This is a genomic window from Actinomadura livida, assembly GCF_014648675.1.
In the GTDB taxonomy this organism is placed as follows: Bacteria; Actinomycetota; Actinomycetes; order Streptosporangiales; family Streptosporangiaceae; genus Spirillospora; species Spirillospora livida.
Map to the genome: position 1 here is coordinate 387573 of NZ_BMRO01000009.1, position 19255 is coordinate 406827.

Consider the following 19255-nt stretch of genomic DNA (forward strand, 5'->3'; position numbering starts at 1 on the left):
ACCGTCTATCCGCCGGAGTCGCGCGACGCGTTCGCGACGCGATCGATTTCTGGGGTGCCCGCGCATTGCGATACGGCAGGGCACGCAAGTTACATTGCCCGCAGGCCCTGCTGTCCGTCCATTGTCCAGCCGCGAACACCGCGGACGCGGGCAGTGCGCGTGGCGGTTGAATTGGAGTGTCGTGACCGTAACCGGAGAAACAGCCGAATCCAGGATGCGGGCCGGCGATGGCGGCCCGGTCGCGATCGTGGGACTGTCGTGCCGCATGCCGGGCGCCGCGGGTCCCGGTGAATTCTGGCGCCTCCTGCGGAGCGGGACCGAGGCGGTCGGGGAGGCGCCCGAACGGCGGCTGGCCACCGGGACGCTGTGCGATCTGAGCCGGCTGGACATCGCGCCGGGAGCGCGGCGAGGCGGGTTCCTCGACCAGGTCGACGGGTTCGACGCCGCGTTCTTCGGCATCTCCCCGCGCGAGGCGGCCGTCATCGATCCCCGGCAGCGCCTGATGCTGGAACTGGCGTGGGAGGGGCTGGAAGACGCGGGGATCGTCCCGCGGAGCCTGCGCGGCGGCGGGACGGGCGTCTTCGTCGGCGCCATCGGGGACGACTACGCGAGCCTGGGCACGCGCTACGGGACCGGCACGATCACGCAGCACACCGCGACCGGGCTGAACCGCGGCATCATCGCCAACCGCGTCTCCTACACGCTCGGGCTCGGCGGCCCCAGCGTGACGGTCGACACCGGGCAGTCGTCGTCGCTGGTGGCGGTGCACATGGCCGCCGCGAGCGTGCGCAGGGGCGAGTCGGACCTGGCGCTGGCCGGCGGGGTCAACATCGCCATCACCCCGGACGGGTTCATCGCGGCCGACCGGTTCGGCGGCCTGTCTCCGGACGGACGCTGCCACACCTTCGACGCCCGGGCGAACGGGTACGTGCGCGGTGAGGGCGGCGCGGTCGTCGTCCTCAAGCCGCTGGACCGCGCGCTGGCCGACGGCGACCGGATCTACTGCGTCATCCGCGGCAGCGCGGTCAACAACGACGGCGCGGGGGAAGGGCTGACGGTCCCGGAGCAGGCCGGGCAGGAGGAGGCCGTCCGCCTCGCCTGCCGCCACGCTGAGGTCGGCCCGGCGGACGTCCAGTACGTGGAACTGCACGGCACCGGAACAAGGGCGGGGGATCCCGTCGAGGCGGCGGCCCTCGGCGCGGAGCTCGGCGTCCCGGCCGCGTCGCAGGGGGCGCGCCGCCCGCTGGCGGTCGGCTCGGTCAAGACCAACATCGGGCACCTGGAGGGCGCGGCCGGGATCGCGGGGCTCGTCAAGACCGTCCTGTGCATCCGGCACCGCGAACTGGTGCCCAGCCTCAACTTCGAACGCCCCCACCCGCGCATCCCCCTGGACCGCCTCAACCTCCGCGTGCAGGACGCGGCGGGCCCCTGGCCCCAGCCGTCCCGGCCCCTCGTGGCGGGCGTCAGCTCTTTCGGCATGGGCGGCACCAACTGCCATGTCGTGCTGGCCGAACCGGACGTCACGGAACCCACGCCCGAGGCCGGCCGCCCCGCCGGGGTCCGTCCCTTCTTGCTGTCGGCGCGGAGCGAGCGCGCGCTGCGCGCGCAGGCCCGGTTGCTGCGGGAGCACCTGGACACCGCCGATCCGCGACCGGCCGACCTCGCCTACTCGCTCGCCACGACCCGCTCGGCCTTCGAGTACCGCGCGGCGGTCCTCGCCGACGACGCCGCGGGCCTGGCGGGCGGGCTCGACGCCGTCGCGCGGGGCGGCTCGGCACCGGCCCTGGTCCGCGGCCGGGCCGCCGCAGGGCGCGTCGCCTTCCTGTTCGCGGGCGGCGGGACGCAGCGCCTCGGCATGGGACGGGACCTTCATGCCGCCCACCCGTCCTTCGCCCGGTCGTTCGACGAAGCATGCGCACACCTGGACCGCCACCTGGACCGCCGGGTGCGGGACGTGGTGTTCGCCGAACGAGGATCGGACGACGCGGCGCTGCTCGACGAGACCCTGTACACCCAGGTCGGGCTGTTCTCGCTGGAAGTGGCGCTGTTCCGGCTCCTGGAGTCGTGGGGGGTCCGGCCGGACTACCTGATGGGGCACTCCAGCGGAGAGGTGGTCGCCGCCCATTGCGCGGGCGTCCTGTCGCTGGAGGACGCCTGCGCGCTGGCCGCCGCGCGGGGCCGCCTGATGCAGGCGCTCCCCGCGGGCGGGGCGATGGTGGCCGTCCAGGCATCCGAGGACGAACTCTCGCCCCTGGTCGCCGAGCACGTCGCCGAGCACGGGTCCCGGGTGTCGGTCGCCGTCGCCAACGCGCCGATGGCGACCGTCATCTCCGGAGACGAGGACGCCGTGCTGGCCATCGCGGCGTACTGGAGGGAGCGGGGGCGCAAGACCAAGCGGCTCCGGATCAGCCACGCGTCGCACTCGCCGCACACCGAGGGGATGCTGGAGGAGTTCGAGGGAATCGCGCGGCGGCTGGACTTCCGCCCGCCGCGGATCCCGGTCCTGTCGAACGTGACCGGCCGGGTCGCAACGGACGACGAGATCTGCGCGCCGGGGCACTGGGCCCGGCAGGTGCGCAGCACCGTGCGGTTCATGGACGGTATGCGCGCCCTGGAAAACGCGGGTGTCTCCACGTATGTGGAACTCGGTCCGGGGGGCGAGCTGTCGGCGATCGGCCGCGACTGCGTCGACCCTGTCACGGCGGTGCTCGTCCAGACCTTGCGCGAGGACCGCCCCGAGCCGCGCACGCTGCTCGGTGCGGTGGCCGAGCTGTCGGTGCGGGGCGCGGACGTGGACTGGGAGGCCGTGCTCGCCGGGCAGGGCGGGCGCCGCGTCCCGCTGCCCACCTACCCGTTCCAGCGCGAGCGGCACTGGCTGCGGCCGCCTGCCGCGGGGGAGCCGGACGAGGCTGCCGTGCCGGCGGAGCCCGTGCGCGCCGAGGCGGTCACGGACCACGACGACGACCGCCCCGTCAGCGGGCTCGCGATGCTCGACGTGGTCCGCGCCGAAGCGGCGACCGTGCTGGGCTACGACCGGCCGGAGGCGGTGGAGCCGCAGTGGACGTTCCGCGACCTCGGCTTCGATTCGCTGACGGCGGTCGAGCTGCGCACCCGGCTGGCGCAGGCGACGGGGCTGCCGCTGCCCTCGACGGTGCTGTTCGACCATCCCTCGCCCGAGGGGCTCGCGCGGCACCTGGCCGAGCAGGCTTCGGGATCGCCGGACCCGGAACCGAATCAGGGCGCGGCCCCCGGCGCGGCGGCCGCGGCGGGCGAGCCCGTCGCGATCGTCGCCATGGCCTGCCGGTACCCCGGAGGCGTCCGTTCCCCCGAGGACCTGTGGGAGCTCGTCGCGGCGGGCCGCGACGCGATCTCCGGTTTCCCGGACGACCGCGGCTGGGACCTGGCGGCCCTGCACGCCCCCGACCCGGGCCGGACCGGCACCACCTACGCGACCGCGGGCGGGTTCGTCCGGGACGCCGGCGGCTTCGACCCCGACCCGTTCGGGATCTCGCCCCGCGAGGCGGCGGCGATGGACCCCCAGCAGCGGCTGCTGCTGGAAACCTCATGGGAGGTCCTCGAACGGGCGGGGATCGACCCGATGTCCCTCAAGGGCAGCCGCACCGGCGTGTTCGTCGGCGGCACCCACCAGGAGTACGGCCCGCGGTTGCACGAGGCCGGCGACGACGCCGAGGGCTACCTGCTGACCGGGACCGCCGCCAGCGTCATGTCCGGCCGGATCGCCTACGTGTTCGGCCTGGAGGGGCCCGCCGTCACCGTGGACACGGCGTGCTCGTCGTCGCTGGTCGCCCTGCACCAGGCGTGCCAGGCGGTGCTGCGCGGGGAGTGCGACCGGGCCCTGGCCGCGGGCGTGGCGGTGATGTCCACCCCGGGGATGTTCGTCGAGTTCGGCCGGCAGCGGGGCCTGGCGCCCGACGGCCGGTGCAAGTCCTTCGCCGCGTCGGCCGACGGGACGAGCTGGGCGGAGGGCGCCGCGGTGGTGCTCGTCGAGCCGCTGTCGGTGGCGAGGCGCGAGGGCCACCGCGTGCTGGCGACGGTGGCCGGGTCGGCGACCAACCAGGACGGGGCGAGCAACGGGCTGACCGCGCCGAGCGGCCCGTCCCAGCGCCGGGTGATCGCCCAGGCGCTCGCGGCGGCCGGGCTGGCGCCGGACGAGGTGGACGCGGTGGAGGCGCACGGGACGGGGACCGCCCTGGGCGACCCGATCGAGGCCCGGGCGCTGCTCGCGGCCTACGGCCGGGACCGCGACCGGCCGCTCTGGCTGGGCTCGGTCAAGTCGAACATCGGCCACACCCAGGCCGCGGCCGGGCTGGCGGGCGTGATCAAGATGGTCGAGGCGATGCGGCACGGGACGCTTCCGCGCACCCTCCACGTCGACGCGCCCACGCCCCACGTCGACTGGTCGGCGGGCAGGATGGCGCTGCTGACCGAGCCGGTCGGCTGGCCCGCCGCCGGCCGTCCGCGCCGCGCGGCGGTGTCCTCGTTCGGCATCAGCGGCACCAACGCCCACGTGATCCTGCAGGAGCCCCCGGCCGGGCCGGCGGACGAACCGGACGCCCCCGAGGGGGAGCGCCCCGGCCGCGTGGTACCGCTGGCCGTGTCGGCGAAGAGCGAACCGGCGCTGCGGGCACAGGCCCGCAGGCTGCGCGAGCACGTGGCCGCATCCCCGGACCTGAGCCCGCTGGACGTCGCGTATTCGCTGGCCACCACCAGGGCGGGCCTGGAGCAGCGCGGGGCCGTCCTGGCCGAGGACCGTGCCGGGATGATGGCCGGGCTGGCGGCTCTCGCCGAGGGCGACACAGGCTCCGGCGTCGTCCGGGCGGAGGCGCGCCACGGCCGCGTCGCCGTGCTCTTCTCCGGCCAGGGATCGCAACGGCCCGGCATGGGCCGCGAACTCTACGAAGCGCTCCCCGTCTTCGCGGCCGCCTTCGACGAGGTCTGTGCGCACCTGGAGCCACTGCTGGAGCGCCCCCTGCGCGACGTCGTGTTCGCCGAACCGGGAGGGCCCGGGGCCGAGCTGCTCGACCGGACGGAGTACGCCCAGCCCGGACTGTTCGCCCTTGAGACGGCCCTGTTCCGGACGGCCGAGGCGTGGGGCCTCCGCCCCGACTACGCGGCCGGTCATTCGATCGGCGAGCTGACCGCCGCCCACGTGGCCGGGATCCTCTCGCTGGAGGACGCGTGCGCGCTGGTCGCGGCGCGCGGCGCGCTGATGGGGCGGCTGCCCGCCGGCGGCGCCATGGCGGCGGTGCAGGCCACGGCGGAGGAGGCGGGCCGGCTGCTGGAGGAACGCGGCGGGCGCGCGTCGATCGCGGCGGTCAACGGCCCCGCGTCGGTCGTGGTCTCCGGCGACGAGCCCGTCGTGGCCGAGATCGCCGGCGCCTTCCGCGCCCGGGGCCGCAGGACGAAGCGGCTCACGGTCTCGCACGCCTTCCATTCCCCGCGCATGGAGCCGATGCTGGCCGAGTTCGGCGAGGTCGCCGAGCGGCTGTCGTACCGGGCACCGCGGATCCCCGTCGTGTCCAACGTGACCGGCGCGCCGGGGACGGCCGAGGAGATGTGCTCGCCCCGGTACTGGGTCGAGCACGTGCGGCGCCCGGTGCTGTTCGCCGCCGGCGTCGACCGGCTGGCGGGGGAGGGCGTCACGCGGCTGGTGGAGCTCGGCCCCGACGGCACCCTGGCCGCCCTGGCCGAGGAGGTCCTCGCCGGCCGGGACGGTGGCGCGGAAGCCCTCGCCGTACCGGTGCTCCACCGGGACCGGCCCGAAACGGAGTCCTTCACGGCGGCCCTCGCCCGGCTGCACGCGCACGGCGTGCCGCTCGACTGGGAGGGCGTCTTCGCGGGCTCCGGGGCACGGCGGGTAGAGCTGCCCACCTACCCGTTCCAGCACCGCAGGTTCTGGGCGCCGGTGCCGCGCGCCGCCGCGTCCGCGGCCGAGCTGGGACTGGACGCGGCCGATCACCCGCTGCTGGGCGCCGCGACCCGGCGCGCCGACGGCGACACCGTGACGATGCACGGCCACCTGTCGCTGCCCACCCACCCATGGCTGGCCGACCACGTCGTCGCGGGTGTGCCGATGGTGCCCGCGACCGCCCTGGTGGACATGGCGCTGCGCGCCGCCGAGGAGACGGACTGCGACCAGGTTGAGGAGCTGGTCCTGCAGGCTCCGCTGGTCCTGCCGCCGGACGGGGGGATGCAGATCCAGGTCACCGTGGGCGGCGCGGACGCGTCGGGCCGCCGGCCCCTGACCGTCGATTCCCGGACGGCCGACGTGCGCGCTGGCTCAGACCGCCCCTGGACCCGCAACGCCGAAGGCGCCGTACGGACCGGATCCGCGCCCCCGCCCGAGGGTGAACCGGCCGCCTGGCCCCCGGCGGGCGCGGTGCCCGTGCCGCTGGACGGCTTCTACGACGGGCTCGAACAGGCCGGCTACGAGTACGGCGCGGCGTTCCGGGCCCTGACGGGCGCCTGGCGAGCGGGTGACGAGATCTTCGCCGAGGCCGCCCTGCCCGGCGAGCTGCGCGGCGACGCCGCGCGCTTCGGCATCCACCCGGTCCTGCTGGACGCGGTCCTGCACGCGCGGGTCGGGCTGGACGGCTCCGGCGGGCCGGACGGCACCGCCCCGCGGCTGCCCTTCGCCTGGAACGGCGTGACCCTCCACGCCGCCGGCGCCACCGGACTGCGGGCGCGCATCTCGGCGGACGGCGCGATGACGGTCACCGACGGGACGGGCTCGCCCGTGGCGACGGTGGACGCGCTCGCCCTGCGCGCACCGGCCCGGCTCGCCCCGGCCCCGGCGCAGGCCGTCCGCGATTCGCTGTTCCACGTGGAATGGCGGCCGATCCCCCAGGCGCCGGGTGCGGCAGAACTGCCCCTGGTCGTCGCCGACCTCCGGCCGGAGCACCACCGGGCCGAGAACCTCCGGGCGGACGCCGCCACGGTTCGCGCGACCGCCGAACGAGCCCTGCGCGCGGTGACCGACTGGCTCGCCGCGGACCACCCCGAGTGTGCGCGGCTGGTCGTGCTGACCCGTGCGGCGGTCGGCGTCCACGACGGCGAGGCCGCCGACCCGGCGCAGGCGGCGGCATGGGGGCTCGTCCGCTCGGCGCAGGCGGAGAACCCCGAGCGCCTGCTCCTGGCCGATGCCCTCGATGAGGACGGGCTCGATGAGGACGAGGGGGACGCCGCGCTGCTGGACGCCTGCCGGGCCGCGGCGGCCGCCGGCGAGCCGCAACTCGCGCTGCGCGACGGACGGGCCTTCGTGCCCCGGCTGGCGCGGCCTCCCGTTGCGGCGCCGGAGCCACGGGAGCTCGATCCCGAGGGCACGGTCCTGATCACCGGCGGCACGGGGACGCTGGGCGGCCTGCTCGCCCGGCACCTGGTGGCCGAGCACGGCGTGCGGCACCTCGTCCTGGCCGGGCGCCGCGGCCCCGACGCGCCCGGCGCCGCCGAACTCCGGGCCGAACTCGCCGCGGCCGGAGCGCAGGTGACCCTCGCCGCCTGCGACGCGGCCGACCGCGCCCAGCTCGCCGCGACGCTGGACCGGATCCCCGGCGACCATCCGCTGACCGGAGTCGTGCACGCGGCCGGAGCGGTCGACGACGGGATCGTCACCGCGCTCACCGCCGAGCGGCTGGACCGGACGCTGCGCCCCAAGGCCGACGCCGCGCTGCACCTCCACGAGCTGACCCGCGGCCTCGACCTCGCGATGTTCGTCCTCTACTCCTCGATCGCGGGCACCCTCGGAACCGCCGGCCAGGGCAACTACGCGGCGGCCAACGCGGCCCTGGACGCGATCGCCCGGCACCGCCGGGCGCGGGGGCTGCCGGCCGTGTCGGTCGCCTGGGGCCTGTGGGAGCCGGAGAGCGCGATCAGCGGGACGCTGACCGGCGGCGCCATGGCGCGCCTGCGCCGCGCGGGCATCGCGCCGCTGCCGGCCGGGGACGGCCTGGCGCTGTTCGACGCGGCCATCGCGTCCGGGCGGGCCGAGGTGGTGGCTGCCCGCCTCGACGTGGCGGGCCTGCGGACGAGCACCGGCGACGGCCCGCCGCCGATGCTGCGCGGGCTGGTCCGCGGCCTCAGCCGCCGGGTGACGGCAGGCGAACCGGCCGGCGGCTTGGCCGGGCGGCTCGCCGCGCTCAGCGAGGCCGAACAGCACCGGGAGCTCCTCGGCCTGGTGCGGGCACAGGTCGCCGAGGTGCTGGGGCATGCGTCGTCCGGCGCGATCGGGGACGACCGGGCGTTCGAGGACATCGGGTTCGACTCGCTGACCGCGGTGGAGCTGCGCAACCGGCTCAACACGGCGACCGGCCTCCGGCTACCGCCCACCCTCCTGTTCGACCACCCCACCGTCCGGCGCCTGTCCGCGCGCCTCCGGGAGGAACTCCTGGGCACGGCCGCCGCGCGGCCGGACATGGCGCCGGAGCCCGCGGAAGGAGCGCCGGACGAGCCGATCGCGATCGTCGGGATGGGCTGCCGCTACCCGGGCGGTGTCGCCTCCCCGGAGGACCTTTGGGAGCTCGTGGCCGCGGGCCGCGACGCGATCTCCGGTTTCCCCGGCGACCGGGGCTGGGACCTGGACGGGCTGTACCACCCAGACCCGGACCACCCCGGCACCTCCTACGCCCGCGAGGGCGGGTTCCTGCACGACGCGGCGCAGTTCGACGCCGGATTCTTCGGCATCTCGCCGCGCGAGGCGCTGGCGATGGACCCGCAGCAGCGGCTCCTGCTGGAGACCTCCTGGGAGGCCCTGGAGCGGGCGGGAATCGGTCCGGCGTCGCTGAAGGGCAGCCCGGCCGGCGTGTTCGCCGGTGTCATGTACTACGACTACGCCCGCGGCGGCAGGCTGCCGCAGGCCGCGGAGGGCTACGCGGTGACGGGCACGTCGGGCAGCGTCGTGTCCGGCCGGGTGGCGTACCTGTTCGGGCTGGAAGGACCCGCGGTCACGGTGGACACCGCGTGCTCCTCGTCCCTGGTCGCGCTGCATCTGGCCGCGCAGGCGCTGCGCCGTGGCGAGTGCTCGCTGGCCCTGGCGGGCGGGGTGACGGTGATGGCGAACCCGGACACCTTCGTGGAGTTCAGCCGGCAGCGCGGGCTCGCCCCGGACGGCCGCTGCAAGTCGTTCGCCGCGTCCGCCGACGGGGTGGCCTGGTCGGAGGGCGCGGGCGTGCTCGTCCTGGAGCGGCTGTCGCAGGCGCGGCGCAACGGGCACCCGGTGCTGGCGGTGGTGCGCGGCAGCGCCACCAACCAGGACGGCGCCAGCAACGGCCTGACCGCGCCGAACGGCCCGTCCCAGCAGCGGGTGATCCGCGCCGCGCTGGCCGCCGCGCGCCTGCGGCCGGACCAGGTGGACGCCGTGGACGGGCACGGAACGGGGACCACGCTCGGGGACCCGATCGAGGCCCAGGCGCTGCTGGCCGCGTACGGCCGGGACCGTGCGCCGGACCGGCCGCTGTGGCTGGGCTCGGTCAAGTCCAACATCGGGCACGCGCAAGCGGCCGCCGGCGTCGCCGGCATCATCAAGATGGTCATGGCGATGCGGCACGGCGAGCTGCCGCCGTCGCTGCACGGCGCCGAGCCGACCCCGCACGTGGACTGGTCCGCCGGGGCGGTGTCGCTGCTGGCCGAGCCGGTTCCGTGGCGTCGCGGGGACCGCCCGCGGCGGGCGGGCGTCTCGTCCTTCGGCATCAGCGGTACCAACGCCCACGTGATCATCGAAGAGGCGGACGATGCCGCCGCCCCGCCCGCCGAGCCCGCTGAGCCGTCCGGCGCCGGTGCGGCGGTGGTCCCCTGGCCCTTGTCGGGCCGGACGGAGGACGCGCTGCGGGCCCAGGCGGCCAGGCTGCGGGATTTCCTCGCCGCCCGCCCCGGCCTCGGGCCGGCGGACGTGGGCTTCTCGCTCGCCACGACGCGCACGGCACTGGAGCACCGCGCGGTCGTCCTGGTGCGCGAGCGCGAAGAGGCGCTGCAAACCCTCGCCGAGCTGTCGGAGGGCGGGCAGGCGCCGGAGGTGGTCCGCGGCGAGGAGCGCGCCGGCGGCGGTGTCGCGTTCCTGTTCCCCGGCCAGGGGGCGCAGCGCGCCGGTATGGGCCGCGGCCTGTACGAGGCGTACCCGGTGTTCGCCGGAGCGTTCGACGAGATCTGCGAGCACCTCGACCCGGTGCTGGGATGCTCGCTGCGCGAGGTCGTCTTCGGCGGCGAGGCACCAGGCGGGTTGTCGCTCGACGACACGGTCTACGCCCAGGCAGGGCTGTTCGCCGTCGAGACGTCCCTGTTCCGCCTCCTGGCGGCGTGGGGAGTACGGCCGGACTTCCTGCTGGGGCACTCGATCGGCGAGGTGGCCGCGGCCCATGTGGCCGGGGTGCTGTCCCTGGACGACGCATGCTCCCTGGTCGCGGCGCGCGGGCAGCTGATGCAGCGGCTGCCGGGCGGCGGCGCGATGGTCGCGGTGCAGGCGTCGGAGGACGAGGTGCTGCCGCTGCTGGCCGGCCGCGAGGACGCGGTGGCGATCGCGGCCCTGAACGGGCCGTCGGCCACCGTGCTCTCCGGAGAGGCAGAGGCGGTCGAGGCGCTGGCAGCCCACTGGCGGGACCGCGGCCGCAGGACCAGGCGGCTGCGGGTCAGCCACGCCTTCCATTCGCCGTGGATGGAGCCGATGCTGGCCGGCTTCCGCGCGGTGGCCGAGGGGCTGACCTTCCGGCCTCCGGAGATTCCGGTCGTCTCCAACCTCACCGGCGAACCCGTCCCGGCGGAGCGGCTCTGCTCCGCCGACTATTGGGTCGAGCACGTCCGCGGCGCCGTTCGCTTCGCCGACGGCGTCCGCTGGCTCGAGTCCCAGGACGTCGCCGCCTGCATCGAACTGGGTCCCGGGGTCCTGACCGCGATGGCGCGGGAGTGCATGGACCGGGATCGCGCGGACGAGGCCCCGGCGACGGCGGCCGCGCTGCGCGAGAACCGGCCCGAGCCCGAGGCGGTGCTGGGCGCGGTCGCGCAGGCCCACACCGCCGGGGTGCCCGTGGACTGGGCGGCCCTGCTCGCTCCGGCGCGGCCCCGCAGGGTCGACCTTCCGACCTACGCCTTCCAGCGGCGGCGCTTCTGGCTTTCCGCGGACACCAGGCGGGAGGACGCGGCCGGGCTCGGGCTGGCCGCCGCCGAGCACCCCTTGCTGGGAGCCTCGGTCGGGCTGGCCGACGGCGGCGGGATGCTCTTCACCGGCAGGCTGTCGCAGCGCACCCACCCGTGGCTCGGCGACCACCGGGTGCACGGTGCGGCCGTCGTGCCCGCCACCGCGTTCCTGGAGATGGCCGTCCGCGCCGGCGACGAGCTGGGCTGCGGCCGGGTGGAGGAGCTCACTCTGGAGGCGCCCCTCGATGTGCCGGACCGGGAGGCGGTCGCGGTGCAGGTCGGCGTCGTCGCGGAGGGCGAACCGGGACGCTGGGCGCTGAGCGTGCACTCGCGGCCGGAGAAGGCCCCGGCCGGAGCACCGTGGACGCGGCACGCCACCGGCGCCCTCGGCCCGGCCGCGGGCGCGCCTCCCGCATCCGGCGAGGTGTGGCCGCCGGAGGGCGCGGAACCGGTCGACGTGGCGGACCTCTACGCGCGTGCCGCCGCCGGGGGCCTCGACTACGGTCCCGGTTTCCGGCGGCTGCGCGCGGTCTGGCGGCGCGGCGGCGAGGTGTTCGCGGAGGCGGACCTCGACCCCGGCGATGCTGCGAACGGGGACGCCGGCGGCGCCGCGGACGGCTTCGTCGCGCATCCGGCACTGCTGGACGCGGCCCTGCAGGCCGGACTCCCGCTGGTGGCCGGGGAAGGGGACGACGGGGGACGGCTGCCGTTCGTCTGCGCGGGGGTGGACGTCTACGCCTCCGGTGCGTCGGCACTGCGAATCAGGGTCGTTCAAGAGGGCGGGGAAGGGATCTCGGTGGCGGCCTGGGACCCGGACGGGAGTCCCGTCGCCGCGATCGATTCCGTGGCGCTGCGGCCCGTGCCGGCGCGGCGGGCGCGCGGTGGCGGCGAATGGCTCTTCCACGTCGACTGGACTCCACTGCCCGGTGACGCGCACGAAGCTCCGGACCGGCACGACTGGGCCGTGCTCGGAGCCGACGACCTCGGCCTGGGCCGGGCGCTGGAATCCGGCGGCGTTGCCGTGCACCGCCACCCGGACCTCGCCGACCTGGCCGCCTCGATCGAAGCGGGCGCCGCCGTCCCCGGCGTCGTGGCCCTCCCGTGCGCCGGTCCGGCGGACGCCGACGACGGAGCGGCCGCCGAGCGGATGACGGTGGCGGTCCTCGGCACGGTGCAGCGATGGCTCGCCGACCCCCGGTTCGAAACCTCCCGGCTGGCCGTGTTCACCCGCGGAGCGGTGGAGGCGGGCGACGGCGCCGAGGTCGCGGATCCGGCCTGCGCCCCGATCTGGGGCCTGATGCGTTCGGCGCAGGCGGAGCATCCGGGCCGCTTCCTGATCGTCGACCTCGACGGCGACCCCGCCTCACCGCAGGTCGCGGCGGACCGCCTGCCCGCCGCGGTGGACGCGGACGAGCCGCAGCTCGCGATCCGGCGCGGCGAAGCCCTCGTGCCCCGGCTGACCGGCACCGGGACCGACCCCGCGCTCGCGCCCCCCGCCGAGGCCGGGGCGTGGCGGATGGCGGCCCCGGCGAGCGCGACGCTGGAGGACCTGGAGCTCGTCCCGCACCCGGAGGCCGCCGCGCCGCTCGGCGCCGGCGAGGTCCGCGTGGCGGTGCGCGCCGCGGGCCTGAACTTCCGCGACGTGCTGATCGCCCTGGGCATGTACCCCGACGCCGGCGCCCCGCTCGGCAGCGAGGGGGCCGGGGTGGTCACCGAGGTCGGCGCCGGAGTCACCGACCTGGCCGCAGGGGACCGCGTGGCGGGCCTGTTCCCGTACGCCTTCGGCCCGGTGGCGGCGGTGGACCGGCGGATGCTCGCGCGGATCCCGGCGGGCTGGTCGTACGCGCAGGCGGCGGCCGTGCCGGTCGCCTACCTGACCGCCTGCTACGGGCTGGTGGACCTGGCGGACCTGCGGCCCGGCGAGGCCGTACTGGTGCACGCCGCGACCGGCGGGGTGGGGATGGCCGCGGTGCAGCTGGCCCGGCACCTCGGCGCGGAGGTGTTCGCCACGGCGAGCGAGGCGAAGTGGCCGGCGCTGCGCGCGCTGGGGCTGGACGAGGCGCACATCGCGTCGTCCCGCGACCTGGACTTCGAGCACCGGTTCCTGGCGGCGACCGGCGGCCGCGGCATGGACGTCGTCCTCGACGCGCTGAACGGCGAGTTCGTCGACGCGTCGCTGCGGCTCCTGCCCCGCGGTGGCCGGTTCGTGGAGATGGGCAAGACCGACATCCGCGACGCCGACGAGGTCGCCGCCTCCTACCCGGGCGTGGCCTACCGCGCCTACGACGTGCTGGAAGCCGGCCCGGAGCGGATCGGCCGGATGCTGGCGGAGATCGTGGAGCTGTTCGAGCGGGGTGCGCTACGGCACCCGCCGCTGCGCGCCTGGGACCTGCGGCAGGCCCGCCAGGCGTTCCGGCACATGAGCCAGGCCCGGCACGTCGGCAAGATCGTCTTCACCGTGCCGGTGCCGCCCGACCCGGCGGGCACGGTCCTGATCACCGGCGGCACCGGCGCGCTGGGCCGGCGGGTGGCGCGCCACCTGGTGGAGCGGCACGGGATGCGGCACCTGCTGCTGACCGGCCGCCAGGGCTCCCGGGCGCCCGGCGCCGCGGAACTGGCGGCCGAGCTGACCGGGCTCGGCGCGCAGGTGACGGTGGCGGCCTGCGACGCCGCCGACCGCGCCGGCCTCGCCCGGCTGCTGGCCGGAGTCCCGGCGGAGCACCCGCTGACCGCGGTCGTGCACGCGGCGGGCGTGGTGGACGACGCGGTGGTCGGCTCCATGACCCCGGACCAGGTGGCACGGGTGCTGCGGCCCAAGGTGGCGGCCGCGGCGAACCTTGACGCGCTGACCCGCGAGCTGGACCTGGCGGAGTTCGTGCTGTTCTCCTCCAGCGCCGGTGTGCTCGGCACCCCCGGCCAGGCCAACTATGCGGCGGCCAACGCGTTCGAGGACGCCCTCGCCGCCCGCCGCAAGGCCCTCGGGCTCCCGGCCGTGTCGCTGGCGTGGGGACTGTGGGCGGAGACCAGCCGGATGACGGCGCATTTGGACGGCGCCGACCTGGCCCGGCTCGGCCGGTCCGGCGTGGTGCCGCTGCCGTCCGAGCAGGGGCTGGCGCTGTTCGACATAGCGCGCGGCGACGGGCGGGCACTGCTGGTGCCGGCCCGTCTGGACCTGGCCGCGCTGCGGGCGCAGGCCGGAGCCGGGAGGGCCCCGGCGGTCCTGCGCGGCCTGGCCGGCGGCACCGGCCGCCGCGCCGCGGGCCGCGGCGGCCGCGCGGCGGGACCCTCGCTCGGGGAGCGGCTGGCGCGGCTTCCGGAAGGCCGCCGGCACGAGGCGGTGCTGGACGTCGTCCGGGCCAACGCCGCCACCGTGCTCGGCCACCGGTCGGCGGACGCGGTCACCACCACCTCGACCTTCAAGGAACTCGGGTTCGACTCGCTCACCGCGGTCGAGTTCCGCAATCGCCTCAGCACCGCCGCGGGCACCCGCCTGCCGGCGACGCTGGTCTTCGACCACCCCACGCTCGACGCCCTCGCACGGCACCTGGGCGGGTACCTCGCCGACGGCGAGGCGGCGGGAGCGGACCCGGGACCGCCCGCGGTGCTGAGCGAACTGGACCGGCTGGAGAGCGCGCTCGGCGCGGCTCCGGGCGGCTGGAGCGGCCACCGGGAGGTGACCGCGCGCCTGGAGGCGCTGCTCGGCCGCTGGCGGGACCGGCACGCCGCCGCGCCCGCGGCGGACCTCGAAGCGGACCTCGCACCGGACCTCGCGCCGGACCGCCTCGACACGGCGACCTCGGACGAGGTCATCGACTTCATCGACAGGGAGCTCGGGATCTCCTGAGCCGGCGGCCGGAGGGCCGTGCACCCGAAGCGAAGGGACGGGACCCACGTGGACCTGGGCGAACCGAACGACGACCTCTGGCTGCGGCGCTTCCACCAGGGCGCGGACGGCGATCCCCTGCTGGTCTGCTTCCCGCACGCGGGCGGCTCGGCGGCCTACTTCTTCCCGGTCTCCGCCGCGCTGGCCGGCTCGGCGAACGTGCTGGCGGTGCAGTACCCCGGACGGCAGGACCGGCGCAGGGAGCCGCCGGTGGACACCATCGACGAACTCGCCGCCGCGGTCTTCGCGGCGCTGCGCGGCGTGCTGGACCGCCCGCTGGTGTTCTTCGGGCACAGCATGGGCGCCGTCACCTGCTATGAGGTGGCGCGCACGATCGAGCGGGAGACCGGCGGAAGCCCGCTGGGGATCATCGTGTCGGGCCGCCGGGCGCCGTCGCTGCACCGGACCGAGACCGTGCACACCCGCGACGACCGGGGCCTCATCGCCGAGGTGCGCGCCCTCGACGGCACCGACGCGGGAGTCCTCGGCGACGAGGAGCTGCTGCGGATGGTCCTTCCGGCGCTGCGGACCGACTACAAGGCGATCGAGACCTACCGGCACCGTCCCGGCCCCCCGCTGCGCTGCCCGATCGCGGCCTACGTCGGCGACTCCGACCCGAAGGTGGCCGTCCCGGAGGCCGCGGCGTGGCGCGAGCACACGTCCGCCTCCTTCGGCATGCGCGTGTTCGCGGGCGGTCACTTCTACCTGGGGGATCGCCCGGCGGAGACCATCAAGGCGGTCTCCGAGGACATCCTCGCCTTCCGGGCCGCCGTCCCGTGACCCCGCGGGCGCGCAAGGGCCGTCTTAGCGCAGCTTTAGCCGGTCCCGAGATCGTGAAAGCGGGGCCGCGAGAGGCGGCCCCGGTGACCGGGACGAGCCGGACGGAGCGCGGCGAGGCCGCGGGGGAGGAGGCGGGCGTGGGCGAACCGGCTCCGCGTGACGGTGTGCCGCCGGCCGACGCGCTGCTTGCCCTGCACCGGTCGGGGACCCTGGCCGCCCGGTACCCCGAGGCCCAGCGGCTCGTGGCCGAGCTGGACGGACGCGAGCTGGTGCGGGCGGGGAACCTGCTCGCCCGGCTGGACGCCGACGAGACGGCCGGGCTGCATCCCGGGATTCCCGCGGCGCGGGTCGCGATCACCGGGCACGGCACGCTGCCGGACCTGCTGCCCGCGCTGACGGCGCAGCTCGCCCGGCACGGGATCCTGCTGCGCCCCTTCACCGGCCGTTTCGACGGCTACGTCCTCGAACTCGGTGACCCGGGCAGCGATCTGTACGCCGCCGAACCCGACCTCGTCCTGTGCGTGCTGGACCCGGCGGTCGTGTTCGACGAGGTCGCCGTCCCCTGGCGCCCAGCGGACGTCGAGCGCGCCGGCCTGGAGAAGATCGGCCTGCTGAAGGGGCTGGCCACCGCGTTCGAGGCCAACTGCCGCGGCACGCTGGTGCTCAACACGCTGCCGCTGCTGCGGCGGTACACCGCGCAGCTCGTCGACCACCGGTCGAGGGCCCGCCTGGGCGCCCTCTGGCGCGAGTTGAACGCCCGGCTCCTGCACCTGTGCGAGGAGCACGAGCGCGTCGTGGTGCTGGACCTCGACCCGCTGGCCGCCGAGGCGTCACCGGCCAGCGACCCGCGCATGAGCGTCTACGCCAAGGCGCACCTGTCCCCGGACCTGCTGGCCGCGTACGCGCGCGAGGCCGGTCACCTGGTCCGGCATCTCACCGGCCGCACCAGGAAATGCCTGGTCCTCGACCTGGACAACACGTTGTGGGGCGGAGTGCTCGGCGACGACGGCGTGGACGGCATCGAGGTGGGGGAGGGGCACCGCGGCGAGGCGTTCCGCGAGTTCCAGCGCGTGGTGAAGCAGGTCGGCTCACAGGGGGTGCTCCTCGCGGTGGCCAGCAAGAACGACGTCGAGCCGGTCCGCAAGGTCCTGCGCGAGCACCCCGGCATGGTTCTGCGCGAGGACGACTTCGTCCACGTCGTGGCCAACTGGAGACCCAAGCCCGAGAACGTCGCCGAGCTGGCGCGGGAGCTCAACCTCGGGACGCACAGCCTCGTCTTCGCCGACGACAGCGCCTTCGAACGCTGGCTCGTGCGGTCCGAGCACCCCGACGTGGCGGTCGTCGGCCTCGACGCCGATCCCGCGCTGCACGCCGAGAGGCTGCTGGCCGACGGCTGGTTCGACGTCCGGGAGACGACCGCCGAGGACCGCGTCCGCAAGACCAGGTACAGGGACGAGCGGGCGCGCCGCGACTTCCTGCACACCTTCGACTCGATCGAGGAGTACCTGCGCGAATTGGACGTCCGCGTCGTCCTGGCCGAGGCCACCGGGGAGGACGCGGCGCGGGTCTCGCAGCTCACCATGCGGACCAACCAGTTCAACACGGTCACGCACCGGCTCGGCGTCCCCGAGGTCAGGGACCTGCTCAAGGACGCCCGCACGCGGATCCTGACCATCCGGTCCCGCGACCGGTTCGGCGACAACGGGACGGTGGGCGCGCTGTTCACCCGGTGGGCGGACGACGCGGTCCGCATCGACGGGTTCCTGCTGAGCTGCCGCGTGTTCGGCCGCGGCATCGAGCAGGCCTGCCTGGCGGCCGTGCTGCGCCACGCGCGCGCCGGCGCCGCCCGCGCCGTCTACGGCGCCTACCTGCCGACGCCCAGGAACGGCGGCGTCGCGGAGCTCTACCCCAGGCACGGCTTCGCGCGGGCCGCGGCGCCTCCCGGCGGACCCCCCGGACCGGACGGCTCCGAAGGGGTGGCGTGGTTCCGGCACGACCTCGCCGAGATCTTCACGCCGCCCGACCACGTCCACCTCACCGACGAGCTCGGGGGGAACGCGCCGTGAACACCATCGACGACTTCGTCGCGCTCGTCCGGGACCACCTCGGCCTGCCCGTGACGGCCGAGGACGCCGAGCGGACCCTGGACCAGGTCCCCGGCTGGGACTCGATGCACCTGCTCTGGCTGCTCACGACGATCGAGCGGGAGACCGGACGCAGCGTGCCCCTGCCCGACCTTCTCCAGGCGACGAGCCTGCACGAGATGTACCTGCTGGCGGTGGACAGGTGAGCCGAGGGGTGGTTCCGGATGGCGGATGAGCAGAAGCTCGTCGACTACCTGAAATGGACGACGGCCGAACTGCACCGGACACGGGAGCGGCTCGCCGAGGCCGAGTCCGCCGACTCCGAGCCGATCGCGATCGTGGGGATGGGCTGCCGCTACCCGGGCGCCGCCCGCACCCCCGACGAGCTGTGGCGGCTCGTCGCCGACGGAACCGACGCCGTGTCCGCCTTCCCCTCCGACCGGGGCTGGAACCTGGACGCGCTCCGCCACCCGGACCTGGAGCGCCGGGGCACCAGCTACGCCCACGAGGGGGCGTTCCTCTACGACGCGGGCCGGTTCGACGCCGAGTTCTTCGGGATCAGCCCGCGCGACGCGCTGGCGACCGATCCGCAGCAGCGCCTCCTGCTGGAGACCGCGTGGGAGGCCGTCGAGAGCGCCGGCATCGATCCCTCGGACTTGCAGGGCAGCCGAACCGGGGTGTTCGCCGGGATCATCTACCTGGACTACGGGACGGGCTTCCAGCGGATGCCCGAGGAGTTCGACGGCCAGATCGGGATCGGCGGCGCCGCCAGTTTCGCCTCCGGCCGGGTCGCCTACAGCCTGGGCCTGGAAGGGCCCGCCGTCACCGTCGACACCGCCTGCTCCTCGGCGCTGGTGGCGCTGCACTGGGCCTGCCGGTCGCTCCGGCTCGGCGAGTGCGATCTCGCCCTCGCCGGCGGCGCGACCATCATGTGCACCCCCGCCCTCTTCGTGGAGTTCTCGCGGCAGCGGGGCCTGGCCCGTGACGGGCGCTGCAAGTCGTTCGCGGCGGCGGCCGACGGTACGGGCTGGGGTGAGGGCGTCGGGCTCCTCTTGGTGGAGCGGCTGTCGGACGCGCAGCGCAACGGCCACCCGGTTCTGGCGATCGTGCGCGGATCGGCGGTCAATCAGGACGGTGCGAGCAACGGGTTGACGGCGCCGAACGGGCCGTCCCAGCAGCGGGTGATCCAGGACGCGCTGGCCAGTGCCCGCCTGACCCCCGCAGACGTCGACGCCGTGGAGGCCCACGGCACCGGCACCACACTGGGCGACCCGATCGAAGCCCAAGCACTCATCGCCACCTACGGCCAGCAACGCGCTGGCGACCGGCCTCTGCGGCTCGGCTCCATCAAGTCCAACATCGGGCA

General features: G+C 75.8%; 5 protein-coding genes. All 5 read left to right on the top strand.

The features are described 5' to 3' along the window. The first annotated feature begins 214 nt into the window (after positions 1-214). The gene (locus IEZ03_RS23430) at positions 215-14986 is read left to right on the top strand and encodes a type I polyketide synthase (protein WP_184890703.1); all 14772 of its coding nucleotides are present in this window, start codon (positions 215-217) and stop codon (positions 14984-14986) included. Positions 14987-15034: 48 nt separating this feature from the next. After that, the gene (locus IEZ03_RS23435; RefSeq protein ID WP_132046160.1) at positions 15035-15805 is read left to right on the top strand and encodes a thioesterase II family protein; all 771 of its coding nucleotides are present in this window, start codon (positions 15035-15037) and stop codon (positions 15803-15805) included. Between the two features lie 83 nt (positions 15806-15888). Next, the gene (locus IEZ03_RS23440; protein WP_221480764.1) at positions 15889-17871 is read left to right on the top strand and encodes an HAD-IIIC family phosphatase; all 1983 of its coding nucleotides are present in this window, start codon (positions 15889-15891) and stop codon (positions 17869-17871) included. Then, positions 17868-18095: an acyl carrier protein gene (locus tag IEZ03_RS23445; protein ID WP_184885478.1), complete on the top strand. Its 228-nt coding sequence runs from the start codon at positions 17868-17870 to the stop codon at positions 18093-18095. The genes IEZ03_RS23440 and IEZ03_RS23445 overlap by 4 nt, the downstream gene beginning before the upstream one ends. 18 nt (positions 18096-18113) lie before the next feature. Next, positions 18114-19255: beta-ketoacyl synthase N-terminal-like domain-containing protein (locus IEZ03_RS23450; protein ID WP_189241229.1), on the top strand; the 1142-nt coding region annotated here is incomplete at its 3' end.

Excerpts from the sequence above, each read along its gene's own strand:
- IEZ03_RS23430 (WP_184890703.1), top strand. The coding sequence starts at position 215 with ATGCGGGCCGGCGATGGCGGCCCGGTCGCGATCGTGGGACTGTCGTGC.